Source organism: Paenibacillus sp. 2TAB19 (genome assembly GCF_052115185.1).
Taxonomy (GTDB): Bacteria; Bacillota; Bacilli; order Paenibacillales; family Paenibacillaceae; genus Pristimantibacillus.
The window spans coordinates 72,257-88,541 of record NZ_JBFRGE010000024.1 but is presented as its reverse complement, the minus strand read 5'-3'; the positions used below and the strand labels follow the sequence as shown (position 1 = coordinate 88,541).

13 protein-coding genes and 1 rRNA gene are annotated in these 16,285 nt (G+C 49.6%); 3 read left to right on the top strand and 11 right to left on the bottom strand.

All coding sequences use genetic code 11. The features are described 5' to 3' along the window. Positions 1 to 77: ribosomal RNA gene (locus AB4Z33_RS13330) — 16S ribosomal RNA — on the bottom strand; the annotation flags it as partial. Between the two features lie 397 nt (positions 78 to 474). Between AB4Z33_RS13330 and glsA the strand changes: the two genes are divergently transcribed. After that, positions 475 to 1,416 (top strand): glutaminase A, encoded by a 942-nt coding sequence (gene glsA, locus AB4Z33_RS13325; RefSeq protein WP_442050376.1) that lies wholly within the window; start codon positions 475 to 477, stop codon positions 1,414 to 1,416. A 69-nt stretch (positions 1,417 to 1,485) separates the two neighbouring features. On the opposite strand, the gene AB4Z33_RS13320 is transcribed toward glsA, so the two are convergent. The 6 genes from AB4Z33_RS13320 to arfA all read right to left on the bottom strand — a co-directional run bounded on the left by AB4Z33_RS13320 (position 1,486) and on the right by arfA (position 9,331). Continuing rightward, on the bottom strand, positions 1,486 to 2,058 hold the full coding sequence (locus AB4Z33_RS13320; RefSeq protein WP_442050375.1) for a YkvA family protein: 573 nt from the start codon (positions 2,056 to 2,058) through the stop codon (positions 1,486 to 1,488). A gap of 199 nt (positions 2,059 to 2,257) precedes the next feature. Further along, on the bottom strand, positions 2,258 to 2,860 hold the full coding sequence (cysC, locus tag AB4Z33_RS13315) for an adenylyl-sulfate kinase (RefSeq protein WP_442050374.1): 603 nt from the start codon (positions 2,858 to 2,860) through the stop codon (positions 2,258 to 2,260). Positions 2,861 to 2,998: 138 nt separating this feature from the next. After that, positions 2,999 to 4,861, bottom strand: a complete 1,863-nt coding sequence (locus AB4Z33_RS13310) for an ABC transporter ATP-binding protein (RefSeq protein ID WP_442050373.1) — start codon at positions 4,859 to 4,861, stop codon at positions 2,999 to 3,001. Beyond that, positions 4,854 to 6,584, bottom strand: coding sequence for an ABC transporter ATP-binding protein (locus tag AB4Z33_RS13305; protein WP_442050372.1), 1,731 nt, complete (start codon positions 6,582 to 6,584; stop codon positions 4,854 to 4,856). Before AB4Z33_RS13305 ends, AB4Z33_RS13310 begins: the two co-directional genes overlap by 8 nt. Before the next feature lie 140 nt (positions 6,585 to 6,724). Further along, a complete protein-coding gene (locus tag AB4Z33_RS13300) occupies positions 6,725 to 7,645 on the bottom strand; it encodes an ArsR/SmtB family transcription factor (protein ID WP_442050371.1) in 921 nt (306 codons plus the stop codon). A 174-nt stretch (positions 7,646 to 7,819) separates the two neighbouring features. Further along, positions 7,820 to 9,331 (bottom strand): arabinosylfuranosidase ArfA, encoded by a 1,512-nt coding sequence (gene arfA, locus AB4Z33_RS13295; protein ID WP_442050370.1) that lies wholly within the window; start codon positions 9,329 to 9,331, stop codon positions 7,820 to 7,822. A gap of 326 nt (positions 9,332 to 9,657) precedes the next feature. On the opposite strand from arfA, the gene AB4Z33_RS13290 reads away from it, so the two are divergent. Continuing rightward, positions 9,658 to 10,566, top strand: a complete 909-nt coding sequence (locus AB4Z33_RS13290) for a sensor domain-containing diguanylate cyclase (RefSeq protein WP_442050369.1) — start codon at positions 9,658 to 9,660, stop codon at positions 10,564 to 10,566. Positions 10,567 to 10,643: 77 nt separating this feature from the next. On the opposite strand, the gene AB4Z33_RS13285 is transcribed toward AB4Z33_RS13290, so the two are convergent. Then, complete coding sequence (locus AB4Z33_RS13285) at positions 10,644 to 10,910, bottom strand: metal-sensitive transcriptional regulator (RefSeq protein WP_337104131.1); 267 nt, start codon at positions 10,908 to 10,910, stop codon at positions 10,644 to 10,646. 112 nt (positions 10,911 to 11,022) lie between these two features. Continuing rightward, positions 11,023 to 11,481, bottom strand: a complete 459-nt coding sequence (locus AB4Z33_RS13280; RefSeq protein WP_442050380.1) for a cupin domain-containing protein — start codon at positions 11,479 to 11,481, stop codon at positions 11,023 to 11,025. Between the two features lie 176 nt (positions 11,482 to 11,657). Between AB4Z33_RS13280 and AB4Z33_RS13275 the strand changes: the two genes are divergently transcribed. Continuing rightward, a complete protein-coding gene (locus AB4Z33_RS13275; protein ID WP_442050368.1) occupies positions 11,658 to 13,103 on the top strand; it encodes a SpoVR family protein in 1,446 nt (481 codons plus the stop codon). A 45-nt stretch (positions 13,104 to 13,148) separates the two neighbouring features. On the opposite strand, the gene AB4Z33_RS13270 is transcribed toward AB4Z33_RS13275, so the two are convergent. Both AB4Z33_RS13270 and AB4Z33_RS13265 read right to left on the bottom strand, forming a co-directional pair. Next, positions 13,149 to 13,790, bottom strand: coding sequence for a hypothetical protein (locus AB4Z33_RS13270; protein WP_442050367.1), 642 nt, complete (start codon positions 13,788 to 13,790; stop codon positions 13,149 to 13,151). A gap of 107 nt (positions 13,791 to 13,897) precedes the next feature. Beyond that, a complete protein-coding gene (locus AB4Z33_RS13265) occupies positions 13,898 to 16,171 on the bottom strand; it encodes a beta-glucosidase (protein ID WP_442050366.1) in 2,274 nt (757 codons plus the stop codon). Between the last annotated feature and the right edge of the window lie 114 nt (positions 16,172 to 16,285).

Sequence of the window (16,285 nt, the reverse complement as noted above, 5' to 3'; positions counted from 1 at the left end):
GAATAACTCCGCTCGACTTGCATGTATTAGGCACGCCGCCAGCGTTCGTCCTGAGCCAGGATCAAACTCTCCATAAAGGTAGTTCGACTTGCTCATTACTTTGTATTGCTTTAGTCAGAAGCCGAAGCTTCTTAACTGGCAGTTTCGCTCGTTGTTCAGTTTTCAAAGAACAATCTTTCTTTCGTGTCCGGCGTGTGTTTCTCTCGGCCGGAATTAGAATATACCATGGCCTATATAACTTGGTCAAGCTTTTTTATAAACTTTTTTAAAAAGATTATGATATTCGTTAAAACGGCCTTCTAATTGCTTTCTCCATAGCACATTTTAACTTTTTGCCACAAACGGCATTTTATACGATATGGCCGATGTCAGTCAATACTGGTTTTAACAACTATAATAGTAGGAAAACAATAAACGGCTGTCGAATAGATTCGCATATACTAATTCGTATCGTTAATAAGGAGGACACGGGCAATGACATCAGAGGAATTTGATCAGCTTCGCATCAAGCTGCCCCAATGGGTAGAGGAAAGTCGCCGCCATGGCACGGAAGGCAAGGTGGCCTCCTATATCCCAGAGCTATCCAAGGCTCCTATAGAAGCACTTGGCATTCATATTCTTGATGGACAAGGACGCTCTATATCGGCTGGCGATTGCGGTCTATCATTTACCATGCAGAGCATCTCCAAAATATTCACGCTCATCTTGGCACTGCTCGATAACGGCGAAGAGGCGGTGTTCAGCAAAGTAGGCATGGAGCCTACCGGAGACAACTTCAACTCGATGCTTAAGCTCGAGCTCGTACAGCCCGGAATCCCATTCAACCCGCTTATTAATGCAGGAGCAATCGCTATATCGTCATTAATTGCAGGAGAACATTCACTAGACAAGTCTGCCCGCGTGCTTCATTTCTTCCGAATGCTAGCCGGTAACGAAACGCTCGATTACGACTATGACGTATACCGTTCCGAATCGGAGACGGCTAACTTGAATCGATCCATGGCGTATCTGCTGAAGGATAACGGTGTGCTTAATGGCGAAGTAGAGGATGTGCTTGACGTTTACTTCCGGCATTGCTCGATCAGCGTAACCTGTGCCGACTTGGCGAGCATGGCTCTCGTGTTGGCAAGTGACGGCGTAAATCCGCGAACAGGAAAACAGTTGATTCCGCGGCGTTACGTTCAAATCGCCAAAACGTTCATGACGACATGCGGCATGTACAATGCATCCGGCGAATTCGCGATTCAAGTCGGGCTGCCTGCGAAGAGCGGCGTGTCAGGCGGCATTCTGACCATCGTGCCTGGGAAATACGGCATCGGGCTCGTCGGCCCGTCACTTAATCGCAAAGGAAACAGCATCGCTGGCGTGGACTTGCTTCAGAAGATGTCGCAGCATTTTGACTGGAGCTTGTTCTAACCCATCATGGAATAGAAGAAGGCTGCCGACAAGGACTAGATTACGTCCAGCATGTCGGCAGCCTTCTATTCATTTAGCGGTACGGTCGATAAGCTTAACATTTTTGCTAAGGACAAAAAATTGCTCCGCCTTCTCTCGATGCTCATCGGTAATCTGACCGCTGATCGCCTTATAGGCAATCAATACTGCGGTAGCATCGTCTACGAAACCCGCAACAGGAATGAAGTCGGGAATAAGATCGATAGGCATGATCCAATAGGCAAGCGCACCTATCGCAGTCACCTTAGCCGATAACGGCGTCTTCGCATCGACCGAGCAGTAATACAGTGTGACGACCTCCTTGGCAAAAGGCACTTTAGCCGCATGTCGCTTCACCTTCGCCCAGAAGCCTTCCTCTACGTATTTGACCTGCTTATCGTGATCGCCGATTTTGCCGACCCACTTATTCACGTCAACCTCACTAGGCGAAACCGTCCCCGTCGCCTCTCCTTGAAGCGTCTCTTCGAGCTCGCTCGTCGATACCTCATAAGGAACCGCTTCTTCAACCAGTTTGCTGCCGCAATACGCGCATCCTTCAGTCAGCACCTTGTCCGTATCTACCTCATTGCTTCTTCCGCATTCCAAACATTCTATTGTTGTCATGACGTCGCCTCCTAATGAAACCCTCTCTCCAACCACTTCTTTCTTCTTACACTGTTATACTTGGAAATCATCGTGAAGTTTCATTCTTAATCGACAATACTTAAGCGTCAAAGGCAAGAGCCGTCCTTTCATGCAAAAAACCGCCATATAGGCGGTTAAGTCAAGTATATCGGGCATATGAACAAATGCCAGCTCTCGTTCAAACACTCGTATTTTCGAATAAGTAATACATAATAGTTCCCGCAGCCTGCTTGACCGACAATAAGTCAGAGCTGAGACGGATATCAGGATTGCTAGGAGGCTCATAGGGTGAGGAAATACCCGTAAAATGAGCAATCTCATTCGCTCTCGCTTTTCTATATAGACCCTTCGGGTCGCGTTGCTCGCATACAGCAAGCGGGCAATCCGCGTACACCTCGACGAACTCGCCTTCCTCGAACATCGATTTTGCCATATCACGATCCGCTTTTATCGGGGATACGAGCGCAACAATGACGAGTGCGCCAGCCTGGACGAGCAGCTTCGCTACTTCGGCCGTACGGCGCACATTTTCGCTTCGATCCTTGGCGCTGAAGCCTAAATCTTTGTTGAGCCCTGTCCTCAAATTGTCGCCGTCCAGCACGATGCTATAAATATGGCGCTCATAAAGCATCGTATTCAGCTCGTTCGCGATCGAAGACTTGCCAGAACCTGATAGCCCGGTTATCCATATGACGCCGCTCATATGTCCAAATCTGCGATTGTACAGCTCCTTCGTAACATTGTAACTATGCCACTTGATATGGTCGTCTCGTTCGGCCACTCTCTCCTATTCCTCCCTACTCTAGCTCACGTCCTGCAATATTCAGCTGCTACGCCATAGTATGGCAAGCGCTTCTCTATCGATTGTACGTATGCTGATTTGGAGTTTAATAGGCGAGAACAGAAGGCCGAGTTAAAGCTAGGAATGTGCGCCGCTTAATACGGTGCTGTCCAGTTGTCCATTGAAGAGTTTGCTATAGAACCCTTTATTGGCTAGCAGTTCATCATGGGATCCGATCTCTGTCAAAGCACCGTCCTGCAGCACGACGATTTTGTCGGCTTGCTGGATCGTATTCAAACGATGGGCAATCACGAAGCTGGTGCGTCCTTGCATAAGGCGCTGCAGCGCTTCTTGAATTTTGATTTCCGTAACGGTATCGATGCTGCTTGTCGCTTCATCAAGCACGAGTATAGACGGATCGGCCAGTATCGCTCTAGCAATGGCGAGTAACTGCTTCTGACCTTGGCTTATCCCGCTGCCATCGAGCTTAAGCAGTGCATCGTAGCCGCCGCGAAGTCTTGTAATAAAAGAATGCGCGTTAGCAAGCTTCGCTGCCTGTTCAATCTCCTCGTCGGTTGCGTCCAGCCTTCCGTAACGAATATTGTCGCGCACCGTTCCCTCGAATAAAAACGGATCCTGCAGTACGAACGCCATATGCGAGCGCAGGCTCTCGCGCGTACAGCTGTTCGTATCGCGGCCGTCGATCATAATCCGGCCGCCGCTCGGTTCATAGAATCGGCACAGCAGCTGAATTAACGTTGTTTTGCCAGCTCCGGTCGGACCAACTAACGCAATCGTCTCTCCTGGCGAAGCTTTGAAGCTCACCTCTCTAAGCGTCTGAGCTCCCTCTCCATAGGAGAATGATACGCGATCGAAAGAGATGTCGCCTTTCACAATGTCGAGGACGGCTGCTTCGCCTTCGTCCTTGCACTCTTCTTCCTCGTCGAGTACGTCGAACACCCGCTCCGCGCCCGCAATGGCCGACAGCAGTGTGTTCCATTGGTTAGCCAAATCGTTAAGCGGTCTTGTGAACTGCCTCGCATATTCGGCGAAAATAATAATGACGCCCACCGAAATCGAGCCTTGCAGAGCGAGAATCGCTCCAACGCCGGCAACGATAGCAAAACTTAGATTGTTGAGCGCGTTCATCAGCTTCGGAATGAAGCCTGAAATCGTCTGAGCCCAGAAACCAGACACCCGTATCCGTTCATTGCGGATGCGGAAGGAGGATATGACGTTCTGCTCCTGTGAGAACGCCTTGACGATACGCTGACCGGAGAGCGTTTCTTCTATATAACCATTGAGATCGCCAAGATTGCGCTGCTGCGACTTGAACAGCTTGCTCGTCTGGTTCGTGATCCACTTCATTCCGTACACCATTAGCGGAACGATAAGGAAAGTCAGCAGCGTAAGCAGCGGGCTAAGCGACAGCATGACGGATACCGTTCCAATGAGCAGCAGTACGCTGGACAGCAATTGAATAACCGAGCTGTTAAGCGAAGAGCTGACATTCTCGATGTCATTCGTCACGCGGCTCATCAGTTCGCCTTGCTGACGCTTAGCGAAATAAGGAATCGGCAACCGGTGCAGTTGATTGAACAACAGAACACGCATCTGGTAGACGGTCTTCTGCGAAATCGTAATCATCCATATGCTTTGCAGCCACATCGTTAAGGAATGCATGCCGTATACCACTGCCATAAGTGCGAGGAAAGTGATAAACCCGCTGTCGCGATCGATGAGGAATCGGTCAACGGCCTTCCCCGCCAAATACGGGCCAAGCAGCGATAATGCCGAGCTTAGCACGACCATTGCCACAACAGCCGATAATCGGCCTTTATATTGCATCAGATAGCCGCCCATTCGCTTCAGCGTGAGTGAGGCGTTACGGGCACGCGGCTTCTTCTTCGGCGCTTCCGCCTTGTCTCCGGTTCCGGTCTTAGCCTCAGCCGCTCGTTCGGGTCGTTCGTATTGGAATGGCCGCTTCAATTGGTTAAGCATTGGACACGCCCTCCTTCCCGAACTGCGATTCAAAGATTCGCCGATACAGATTAGAACCATTCAATAATTGCTCATGCGTGCCTTGAGCGAGAAGCCTACCGTCATCAAGCAGCAATACGGTATCGGCGCCTATCGTTGTGCTTATTTTTTGCGTGATAAGGAACGTTGTGCAATGCATCTGCTTAAGAGCAGCGAGAAGCCTCGCTTCCGTCTGAACATCGAGCGCACTCGTACTATCGTCAAGAAGCAGAATGACCGGCTGCCGCACAAGCGCGCGGGCAATCGTAAGCCGCTGCTTCTGTCCACCGGACAAATTAACGCCCTTCTGGCCGACGATAGTCTCATATTGCAAAGGCAGCTTCATGATGGTGTCGTGAATTTGTGCCAGCTTAGCCGCCTGTTCAATTTCTTCCTGGGTGGCATCTTCCTTACCCCAGCGAATATTGTCGGCAACAGTACCGGTAAACAGCATAATATCTTGCGGCACATATCCGATCTGACCGCGAAGCTGGGTTAGCTTCAGCTGCCGATTATCGATACCATCTAGACGAATAATACCTTCATCCAAATCGTACAGCCTCGGAATGAGCTGCATAAGCGACGTTTTGCCGGAACCGGTCGCACCCATAATCGCTACTGTGTCGCCTGCCTTCGCCTCGAACGTAATCGCTTCCAATACATGCTCGCCCGTATCCGGGTAGCGGAAGGAAACCCCTTCGAACGAAACGTCTCCCGCTCTAAGCCTTGCCTCCTTATCGCTCTCTTCCGTATCGAGCAGATCGATGTCGGTCATCAGCACCTCTTCCACGCGCTGAGCCGATGCCCTGGCGCGCGAGAAGTTCACAATAATCATCGAGAGAATCGACAACGCGCCCGTCGTCCGCATCGCATAGTTGACGATTGCGACAACCTCGCCGACGCTCGCTCCGCTTCGGTCCAGCTCGAAACGTCCGAACCACAGTACAGTCAACACACATGTATTCATAACGAGCAATATAATCGGCATCGTTGTCTCGGTCAGCCTCATCGCAGCGACTGTCTTCTCCATTAGCCGCTCGCTCGAGGAGGCGAATCTGGCCGCTTCATGCTTCATTCGAACGAACACGCGTATGAGCCGCATGCCGCTTAAATTTTGCTGCATCACGCCGTTCACCCCGTCAAGCTGCTGCTGCACGGAGCGAAACAGCTTCTCGCCCCTTTGCAACACCCATACGAGAAATACACCTAGAAACGGTATGCCTGCCGCGAGGAACAACGCCAGCTTCGGATGCACGATGAATGCCATCACTACACTGCCGATAACGAGCAGAGGTGCGCGAAGCATGATCCGCAGTCCCATGAACACCGTATTCTGAAGCTGCATCACATCATTCGTTAACCGCGTAATAAGCGAGGACTCCGGAAAACGATTGAAATTCGCAAAAGAAAACGATTGCACTTTCTCGTATAACCGCTCTCTCACGTCAAAGCCGAAGCTTTGGCTGACATGGGACGCATAAAACGAGCTTACAATACCGACGCCGAAAGCAATGACCGAGCATCCAACCAGTACCCCACCCCACTGAAGAACGACTGTCATATTGTCGTTGCCAATGCCTTTATCTATGATTTTGGATATAATGAACGGCTGGATTAACTCGACCATAAGCTCCGTCAACATAAGCAAGAGCGCCACAGCTGTCGCTGCCTTATACTTTTGCAAAAAAGAGAACATTGTACGCATTCCTGCACCTCCCGCTTTCATGCTGCTCTTCCTATTATATCGATTTATGCGCGAATTGGCATTTATAAAAATCACGCAACGAGGAAAACTCCTACCCGTCGATGCGAATAGGAGCTTCTATTATCCGTCACAATGCCGCCTTAGTTGCTGCGGGCGTCCTCATAGAATACACGGAACAAAATATCTTGATTGTAATTGCCGAAGCCTTTGCCGTACAAGGTTAGACCGCCGACATGAGCAGCTTCATCCTTCACTCCTATGCTGAACGTCCAAAAGTTACGGTCAAGGCCAATCTCTCCGATCGACATATCGGACATATGCTGGCCGTCTATTAACGTGCCGTCCTCCTGAATGCGAATCACCTTGAGCAGCCCGTATTGATTCACGCTGTCCAGCCACCAAGATGGCGTATATCGCCCTCTTACGTCACCGTAATCGCCGGGGCTTGTCCAGGTGCCCATGTCTTTGCCGTTCAATTCAAAGTAGATGTCGGAAGGATAGTTCTCATTAATGCCAGGCGCTTCCGACCCGATCTCAAGCACAATCTCAAGCGCCAACGGCTTCTGACCCGGCAGCAAATAATTCGGCACTTTGTACTCGACGAAACCTTTGCCGAACCAAAGAATGCCTGCGTTCATGCGCTCCGGCTCGAGGAAGAAGCGCGGATCGTCATATTGACCGATCGTCTTGTCAACCGTAGCGATACCGCATGTCGGATGTACCTCGAACTGCGTATAATGTCCGACGGGCACGCTAATCTCATGCATTTTCTTCACATCGGGGATCGGATGAGGCAGCTCGATCGCAATCGTTCTTTCGGCAAGCGAGCAAATTTTGTGCGTGCCGCCATCCTTTCGGACCATTTTCGTATGGACTAGCCCCGCCTTCTCCAGCTTCTTCACATGCATCGTTACGATGGCGCTGCTTAGTCCGAGCGATTCGGCAAGCTCTTTCACGTTCATCGGTTTACTCGACAACAGATTAATGATAGATAAGCGCACTTGGCTCGCTAACGCTTCATATAATGGAAGCCATTCCGAATCGGTATTTGCATGAATCATTTGTTTGGATCGCCTCCTTCTTCCATTATACAAGCGTAAACGGCTGTCGCTACGCACGAACCGTTAGCTGCGWCTTTGCGCAGCTAACGGTTCTGACAACAGAGGGGCATCCCATAAGCCGCGATTGCAGCTTGGGACACCCCATGCAACTTTTGAAGCCAATCGTGCTTGCGATTACAACTTAATGCGGATCACGTTCCACGAAGCTTTGGCAAGCTGCGCTTCGATCTTGCCGTTGTCCGTAATCGTAGCGTTGCCCGCCGTATGCGGCTTCACGTTGTCCGGATTCGCAGCCGTATTGGATGCTTTCAGGTCATCATTTTCGAGCACGATATGCTCGATAAGCTGGAAAGCACCGAAGCTTCGCAGATCGATCTCGAAGGAGAGCGACTCGGACAGATGACGGTTAACCGCGAATATGGTTACTTCGTTCTTCTCTTCATTATGCACGGCAACGGATTCCAAGTAAGGAACATCCGTATACTGCTTCGTATCATGCTTCGGCGACTTTACGAGCGGCACAAGTACCGTTCCGCGGCCGAAGATGCTGGCATGCATATATGGATAATAGATCGTTTGCTTCCATGCCGCGCCGCCGTTCTCCGTCATGATCGGAGCAATAACGTTAACTAATTGGGCAAGACACGCCATCTTCACGCGGTCTGCACGCTTCAGCATGCTGATCAGCATACAGCCGACAAGCAGCGCATCCTCGTGGTTGTAGATATCTTCAAGCTGCGGAGGGGCAATCGACCATGGATCGATCTTGCTGTCCTGTTCGTTGGAATGATACCATACATTCCACTCGTCGAACGAAAGATTAATTTTTTTCTTGCTGCGTTTCTTCGATTTGATGTAATCACAAGTAGCAATTACCGTATCGATATATTCATCCATGCCCAGTGAGAGCGCAAGGAAGTTTTGCGAATCTTTATCCCTGTTGCCATAATATTGGTGAATCGAAATATAGTCAACCGTATCATACGAAAGGTCCAGAACAGTTGCTTCCCATTCAGGGTAAGTCGGCATTCCGTTGTAAGAACTGCCGCAAGCAACGAGCTCAATCGTCGGGTCTACCCAGCGCATTGCTTTGCCGGTCTCATTCGCCAGCCGTCCATATTCATAAGCCGTCTTATGGCCGATCTGCCAAGGGCCGTCCATTTCATTGCCGAGGCACCAAGTCTTCACGTTATGCGGATCCTTGTAGCCGTGCGAGATGCGAAGATCGCTCCAATACGAGCCGGATTTGTGGTTCGAATATTCGATTAGGTTGCGTGCTTCGTCAATGCCGCGCGTACCGAGGTTGACGGCCATCATTGCATCCGTACCAACCTTCTTGCACCAATCCATAAATTCATTAAAGCCGATCCAGTTCGGTTCAATCGTTCTCCATGCCAGCTCAAGCCTTCTTGGACGTTGATCAAGCGGGCCAACGCCATCTTCCCAGTTGTATCCGGATACAAAGTTGCCGCCAGGATAACGAACGATCGGTACATCAAGGCCTCTCACGAGTTCAATAACGTCCGAACGGAAGCCTTGCTCATCCGCCGTCGGATGATCCGCTTCATAAATGCCGCCATATACGGCGCGTCCCAAATGTTCAATGAATGAACCATAAATACGCTTATCTACTTCCCCGACAATAAAGTCCTTGTCTACGATCATCGTTGYCTTGTTGCTTGCCATCCGTTTACACCTCATTTTAGTTAATGTTAATAAAAGAATTAATTAGATTACGCGATGATAACCCTTTCATAAATTCATTTAACAATAAGATAAGAATTAATTCAAGCATTAATTTTAAAGGTAACTGAATTAATGTTTTCGTTTATCCAATGAGTATTGTACTGTGTTTTTCCAACCTCCTTGATACGCTTACTATTTATACCAAAAAACATAGTGCAAAATCCCCAATTAAATGTGAATTCAGCCTTGAGTATATATGTCTTTTCGACTACTATGGAATAAGAAGGGAATTCCCTTGTTTCAACACTACGGCAGGAGTTGAGAACATGAGCAGTTACGACCGCTCACTAGAAGATGCAGCCGAACATATCTTAGACACATTAAAGCATTTCCTTCAAGTGAACATGATCCTAATCGCAACATCCGATATAGCTTCCAATCGCATCCTGAAAGCGTTCAATCGCAGCGATGATTCGGATCCGATACCGCAATCTTTACTGACACCGCTCTGCAAGCTCATCATTGATCATAGCCATAACGCCCCCCATCTTATGATTAACGACTTGTCTGACGATTCAAGACTGGCTGGACTCCCCGCAGCGGCACAGCTTGCTCAGCGCTCTATGGTTGGCGTTGCCGTCAAGACAAGCAGCAATGACGCGGTTGGTGCGATTTGCTTGCTAGGGAGCGAGTCGATTGAGCTGAATGAGCAGCAGCTCTCCCTCGTGAAGTCTTTGGCCGCTATCCTTGGCTATGTCATTGAGTTAGAGAATGCTAGCGTTACCGACAGTCTGACAGGACTGTATAACCGGCGCTACCTAAGCCATCTCTATCAGAACGGGGCAGACAAGCAGTTCAGCGTAATGTTCATCGACATTGATGACTTCAAGGACGTGAACGATACCTACGGACATGACTTCGGCGACCTGCTGCTGCTCGAGATTGCTGCCCGGCTAAAGCAGGGTGTGCGCAAGAGCGATGTTCTCGTCCGTTACGGAGGCGACGAATTCCTCATTTGCTTCCAGCATCTTGTGGACAACAATGACATCGAATTCGTAGCCGGCAAGATCAGAGACTCGATCAAGGAGCCGTTCCTTATTCGCGACCATACCATTCAAGTATCCGCGAGCATTGGCATCAGCGCGAACTACGGTCTTGGTTCCAGCTTAAAGGAGCTTATCAGCGACGCTGACCAAGCGATGTACGGCATCAAACAAAACGAAAAGAACCTGTAAGACGGAAGCGACGGCTGCGATGATCGCAGCGGAAGGTCGTTCCTCTTGCAGGTTCTTTATTTTGATTCTAACTTTTTTTAACGGCTCTTCACTAGCAGCTCGATTGCTTCCTTCACTACTTTGTTCGTATCCCCGCCGGATTGCTGCTCCTCCAGGATGCACTGCTGCAGGTTCTCAGCAACGATCTGCGCGATCGCTTTGTCTGCCGCGTTACGGACTGCCGACAGCTGAGTGATGACATCCTTGCAGTTCTTCTCTTCTTCCATCAGTCTTAGCACGCCCCGTACTTGTCCTTCCAATCGGCGAAGGCGCTTCTTCATCTCATCATTATAGTGATAAGCCACTTGCATCAGCTCCTCTGATCTGTCCTATACCTGTATACGTATAAGATAACGCAAATCGGGAGGCCAATCCAGTATTATATGAGCGAGTAGGATGAAAAATCGAACCGGATCGCTATTCAGCAGACAGGGCATCTGCCTTTGTTTGTTGTACCGTGCCGAATGGATGGTGTGGAGGCGCATAGATAACGTATACTTTAAGCGGCGTGTTCCCTGTATTGGTTACGTTGTGCCATATGCCAGCCGGCACCATAATTGCATAGCCGTCACGAGCCATAACTTGAAAATCCAATATTTCTTTACGATCACCCATTTGGACAAGTCCTTGGCCTTCCTCTATCCGAATGAATTGATCCGTCGTTGGATGAACTTCAAGTCCGATATCATCTCCAACGTTAATGCTCATTAGGGTAACTTGAAAGTACTTCCCTGTCCATAGCGCCGTTCGGTAAGTATCGTTTTGCTCCGCAGCCTGTTCGATATCCACTACTAATGGCCTTTGTCCATAATCCGTTATTCTCATGTATTCATTGTAAGGATTCCAGTTGGTATTATTTATAGGATACACGATCATTCTCCTCATCGTAATTTCATTCCTTTATCCTATGCAGCCGCCTACCAGTACGGTTGTAAAATAGGTAAGAGCCTATCCCTTAATAAAACAGCCCTTAGCTAAGAGATCCGCATATTAAAAATCCCAATGACATACATATGGTATGAATCGTATTTTCGAATGCGGAGGGATGACGGATGAACCAGGATGAGATACGCGCATTGGAGCGTTCCATCGATGAGATAACCGAGATCGCGCAAGGCTTTGGACTCGATTTTTACCCGATGCGTTACGAAATATGTCCGGCGGACATTATTTATACGTTCGGCGCTTAYGGCATGCCGACAAGGTTCTCGCATTGGAGCTTCGGCAAAACGTTCAATAAGATGAAAATGCAATACGACTTCGGCCTCAGCAAAATATACGAGCTCGTCATTAACTCCAATCCTTGTTATGCCTTCCTCCTCGAGGGCAACTCGCTCATTCAGAATAAGCTGATCGTCGCCCACGTTCTCGCGCATTGCGATTTCTTCAAAAACAACGCCCGCTTCGGCGTGTCCAACCGCAACATGGTCGAGAGCATGTCCGCTACAGCCGAGCGCATTAGCCAATACGAGATGGATTACGGCACGGAAGCGGTCGAGAAATTCATCGATGCGATTCTCGCTATTCAGGAGCATGTCGATCCGACGCTTATTAAGCCCTATCAGCTTGATAAGAAGCGGTATATCGAGATGAATCAGAAAGAAAAAGAGCGTACGAGCGGTAACGAATACGTATCGTCCTATGACGATCTATGGAATCTAGATCCCGAACTTATCGCCGAGCGAGAAGCGGCGGCGAAAGCCTCCGATGTCAAGCGCTTCCCTCCGGAGCCGGAGAAGGATATCGTCTGGTTCATCGAAGAATACTCGCCGATTCTGGAGGACTGGCAGCGCGACATCATGACGATGCTTCGTGACGAGATGCTGTACTTCTGGCCGCAGATCGAGACTAAGATTATGAACGAAGGCTGGGCTTCCTATTGGCATCAGCGTATTATCCGCGAGCTCGACTTGACGAGCGACGAGACGATCGAATTTGCCAAGCTTAATTCGTCCGTCGTCGTTCCTTCACGTCATAGCCTCAATCCTTATTACTTAGGCTTGAAAATATTCGAGGATATCGAGCGCCGCTGGGATAAGCCGACGAAGGAAGAAATGGCGCGCTTCGGCCGCGTGCCGGGCAAAGGACGGGACAAAATTTTCGAGGTGCGAGAGTTCGATTCCGACATCTCCTTCTTGCGTAATTACTTGACCAAGGAGCTTGTCGACGACCTCGACCTGTACATTTTCGAGAAAAAAGGACCGGAGTGGAAAATTACCGATAAATCGTGGGAAAACATCCGCGAGCAGCTCGTATATTCGAAGGTAAATGGCGGCTTCCCAAGCCTCTACGTCAAGGATGGCGACTTCAACCGCGTCGGCRAGCTGTATCTGAGCCACAACTATGAAGGCACGGAGCTGGACCTTAAGTATGTGGAGCGTACGCTGCCTTATGTCGTGCAGCTGTGGGGAAAGAACGTTCATCTGGAGACATTTGTCGAAGATAAGAAGATCGTGTTCAGCTGCGATGGGAAGAAGACGAGCCGAAAGTTTCTATAAATCATAAAAGGTGCCTAATCGCTATTAAGGCGATTAGGCACCTTCCTATTCAATGGTCACGCCTAATTCAATCAGTTGACCGAGAACATCCTCGATATTCCGCTCCGGATTAAGTTTCGCTATGTTTGCCGCCGAGGTCCTTCCACCCTCGATTAGTTGCCGCACCGCTGGTAAGTCCACCTCAACCTCAAAATAACTCTTCGCCCACTCGGCATAGCTATCCGCTGTATCGTTCAAGTAGCCAAGTAAAAATTCCGAGCCGTCGTCCATTCCCTCGGGTCGCTCATATTCGCCGCTATACCAGTGCTCGTCGCCTTGAATGCGCCAATAACAAAACGTTACGTCCTCCGTGCTTAGCGCTTCATCCTGCACATATTGAAGCAAAGCTTCAGGAACTTGCTCATACATGCCTGGCCATACTCCATACTCATCCTGCGCATGTGGACTATAGGGAGATTCATGATCAAAGCCCTTTACAATGACACCTCCCTGTGCAAAAACAACAAACAAATCGTCGCCGGCCCCATTGTCGATTTTCCCAACCTCTACGCCCTCTGCCCAATCAGGCATGTATTGATGAACGCATAGCCAATCTTCCTCGCATAATATCAGATCAAGCGCCGCTAGCCTGCGCATACGTTCCTTTAATAAATTAGGCTCCGGCAAATCCACATCGCATTTCCTCATATTTCTTCCTCCTGATTTGAATCTAGTTCTATGTATCTCTTACGATAAAATCATACCACAACATAAAACCGACTCCCGCAGGAATCGGTTTTATGAACATAGGCGAACTATGATTGATTCAATTGATTGAGCAGGTCGGAAAGCATCGCGTCCGTAAACGCGCCTTGACTGAACGACACCAAATTGCGCAGCGGCAAATAGTTCATCATCGCCTTCATCATCTCGGCACCATGCTCTTCGGCATCATCGCCTAGCGGCATCATGCTCTGCATCTGCTGAAGCATCGGCCCGATCATCGGCGCTGTTCTCGGGTTGTTCAGCAAGTCTCCAAGCAGCGAGTTCCGGTGGTACGTCGCTTGTAATTCGACGGTCGATGTGACATTCAGCGTATCGCTGAGCACGATATCTTCCGACGAACGGCCAATCAATACCGCGAACTGTCCGCTTTCCACATGCCAATCCTTCAACTCCACGTTGTAATACGCGAATGAGCGTTTATCGAGCTCGATCATAACCGTCTTCTGTTCCCCTGGCTGAAGCTCTAGCTTGGCGAAACCCTTCAGTTCCTTATCAGGCCGATCTATCGTGCTCGCTACATCCCTGACATAGAGCTGTACGATTTCTTTGCCTGCGCGAAGTCCCGTATTCGTAACCGTAACTTGAACGTTTACCGTTTCCGTATCGTTGATCTCCTTGCGGTCAATCGTCAGATTCGAATAATCGAATGTCGTGTAGCTCAGTCCATGTCCGAACGGGAACAATGGCTTCGTCTGCTTCGCATCATAGTACCGATAACCGACGTACAGACCCTCCCGATACTCCACACGATCACCCGATCCCGGGAAAAATAAATACGAAGGATTGTCGCTTACCTTCATCGGAAATGTTTCTGCCAGCTTGCCGCTTGGATTGGCGATGCCGTACAGGATGTCTGCTATTGCTCCGCCAACCGCTTGCCCTCCTAAATACGCTTCAAGAATACTAGTAACATCGTTTTCCCATGGCATTTCGACGGGAGATCCGTTCATCAGAACAATGACGATGCGGCTTTGCACGCTCGCAACCGCTTCGATGATACGATTCTGATTGTCGGGCAGTCGCATATGGCTTCTGTCATAACCCTCAGACTCGTACCGATCCGGAAGCCCGGCGAAAATAATGGCCACTTCCGCTTCGCTTGCCGCCCTCTTCGCTTCCTCCGTCAGCACAACATCCTCTAGATCGCCCTCAAGAGTGAACCCTTTCGCGTACAGGATCGATGAGGAATCGCCGGCGAGCTGCTTGATCTCCTGAAGCGGCACATCCATCCTTGTAGGTACGATGTGCGAGCTTCCTCCGCCTTGATATCTCGCTTTCTCGGCAAACGGGCCAATGACAGCGATCTTCATCCCTTTGCTTAGCGGAAGCAGCGAGCTCTCATTCTTAAGAAGCACCATACTTTCACGCGCCACTTGACGAGCCAGCTGGTGATGCTCGTCTTGGTCATAGGAGGCATTCTCTTTCTTATGGTCAACGCTCATGAAAATAATCCGAAGCAGCCTTTCGACCGCATGATCAAGCGTCTCCACCGAAAGCTTTCCGCTGTTGACCGCTTCGACGACTTCCTTATCGCTATAGCCATTGTTTGCCGGCATCTCAAGCTCAAGGCCTGCAGCCAGCGCATTCACGCGTTTGTCGACGGCGCCCCAATCGGATACGACGAACCCTTCATGACCCCATTCTTCCTTTAATATATGAGTAAGCAAACGTTCATTCTCCGATGCGTACGTGCCATTCACTTTGTTGTAAGAGCTCATCACGGTCCATGGCTGACCTTTCTTGACAGCACCCTCAAAGCTTGCCAAATAAATTTCTCGCAGCGTACGCTCATCTACGACCGCATCTACCGACATCCGGCGATGCTCCTGGTTGTTGACGGCAAAATGCTTCAGAGAGGTGCCGACGCCTTGGCTTTGCACGCCACCGATATGAGCGGCCGCCATTTCAGACGAAAGATACGGGTCCTCCGAAAAATATTCGAAGTTGCGTCCATTAAGCGGAGAACGTTTTATGTTGGCACCAGGTCCGAGCAGCACGGCAACATCCTCTGCCTGGCATTCTTCGCCTAGAGCAACGCCAACTTGCTTGATCAGCTCCCGATCCCACGAGCCGGCAAGTCCTGCCGCAGAAGGGAAACAAGTGGCGGGAACGCTATTAAAAACACCCAAGTGATCGGAGTCGCCTTTTTGCTTGCGCAACCCATGCGGACCGTCTGTTACCATAATAGAAGGAATACCGAGCCGTTCAACACCTTTCAGATGCCAAAAGTCGAGTCCGGAGCACATCCCCGCCTTTTCCTCCAACGTCATTTGAGCTATTAGTTTTTGAAGATCGCGTTTCATTTTGTATTTCCTCCTTCTTCCTATGATTTCGCTTATCTTGCAAGAAGATTATAAATGAAGACGCTTACTCTTTATGGTATATTTATTAGAAAAATAAGATGATTGTAAGGCGGT

Bases quoted from the DNA above. Each gene is read 5' to 3' on its own strand.
- glsA (WP_442050376.1), top strand. From the start codon at position 475: ATGACATCAGAGGAATTTGATCAGCTTCGCATCAAGCTGCCCCAATGG.
- AB4Z33_RS13320 (WP_442050375.1), bottom strand. From the start codon at position 2,058: ATGACAACAATAGAATGTTTGGAATGCGGAAGAAGCAATGAGGTAGAT.
- AB4Z33_RS13310 (WP_442050373.1), bottom strand. From the start codon at position 4,861: ATGCTTAACCAATTGAAGCGGCCATTCCAATACGAACGACCCGAACGA.
- AB4Z33_RS13305 (WP_442050372.1), bottom strand. From the start codon at position 6,584: ATGCGTACAATGTTCTCTTTTTTGCAAAAGTATAAGGCAGCGACAGCT.
- AB4Z33_RS13300 (WP_442050371.1), bottom strand. From the start codon at position 7,645: ATGATTCATGCAAATACCGATTCGGAATGGCTTCCATTATATGAAGCG.
- AB4Z33_RS13290 (WP_442050369.1), top strand. From the start codon at position 9,658: ATGAGCAGTTACGACCGCTCACTAGAAGATGCAGCCGAACATATCTTA.
- AB4Z33_RS13280 (WP_442050380.1), bottom strand. From the start codon at position 11,481: ATGATCGTGTATCCTATAAATAATACCAACTGGAATCCTTACAATGAA.
- AB4Z33_RS13270 (WP_442050367.1), bottom strand. From the start codon at position 13,790: ATGAGGAAATGCGATGTGGATTTGCCGGAGCCTAATTTATTAAAGGAA.
- AB4Z33_RS13265 (WP_442050366.1), bottom strand. From the start codon at position 16,171: ATGAAACGCGATCTTCAAAAACTAATAGCTCAAATGACGTTGGAGGAA.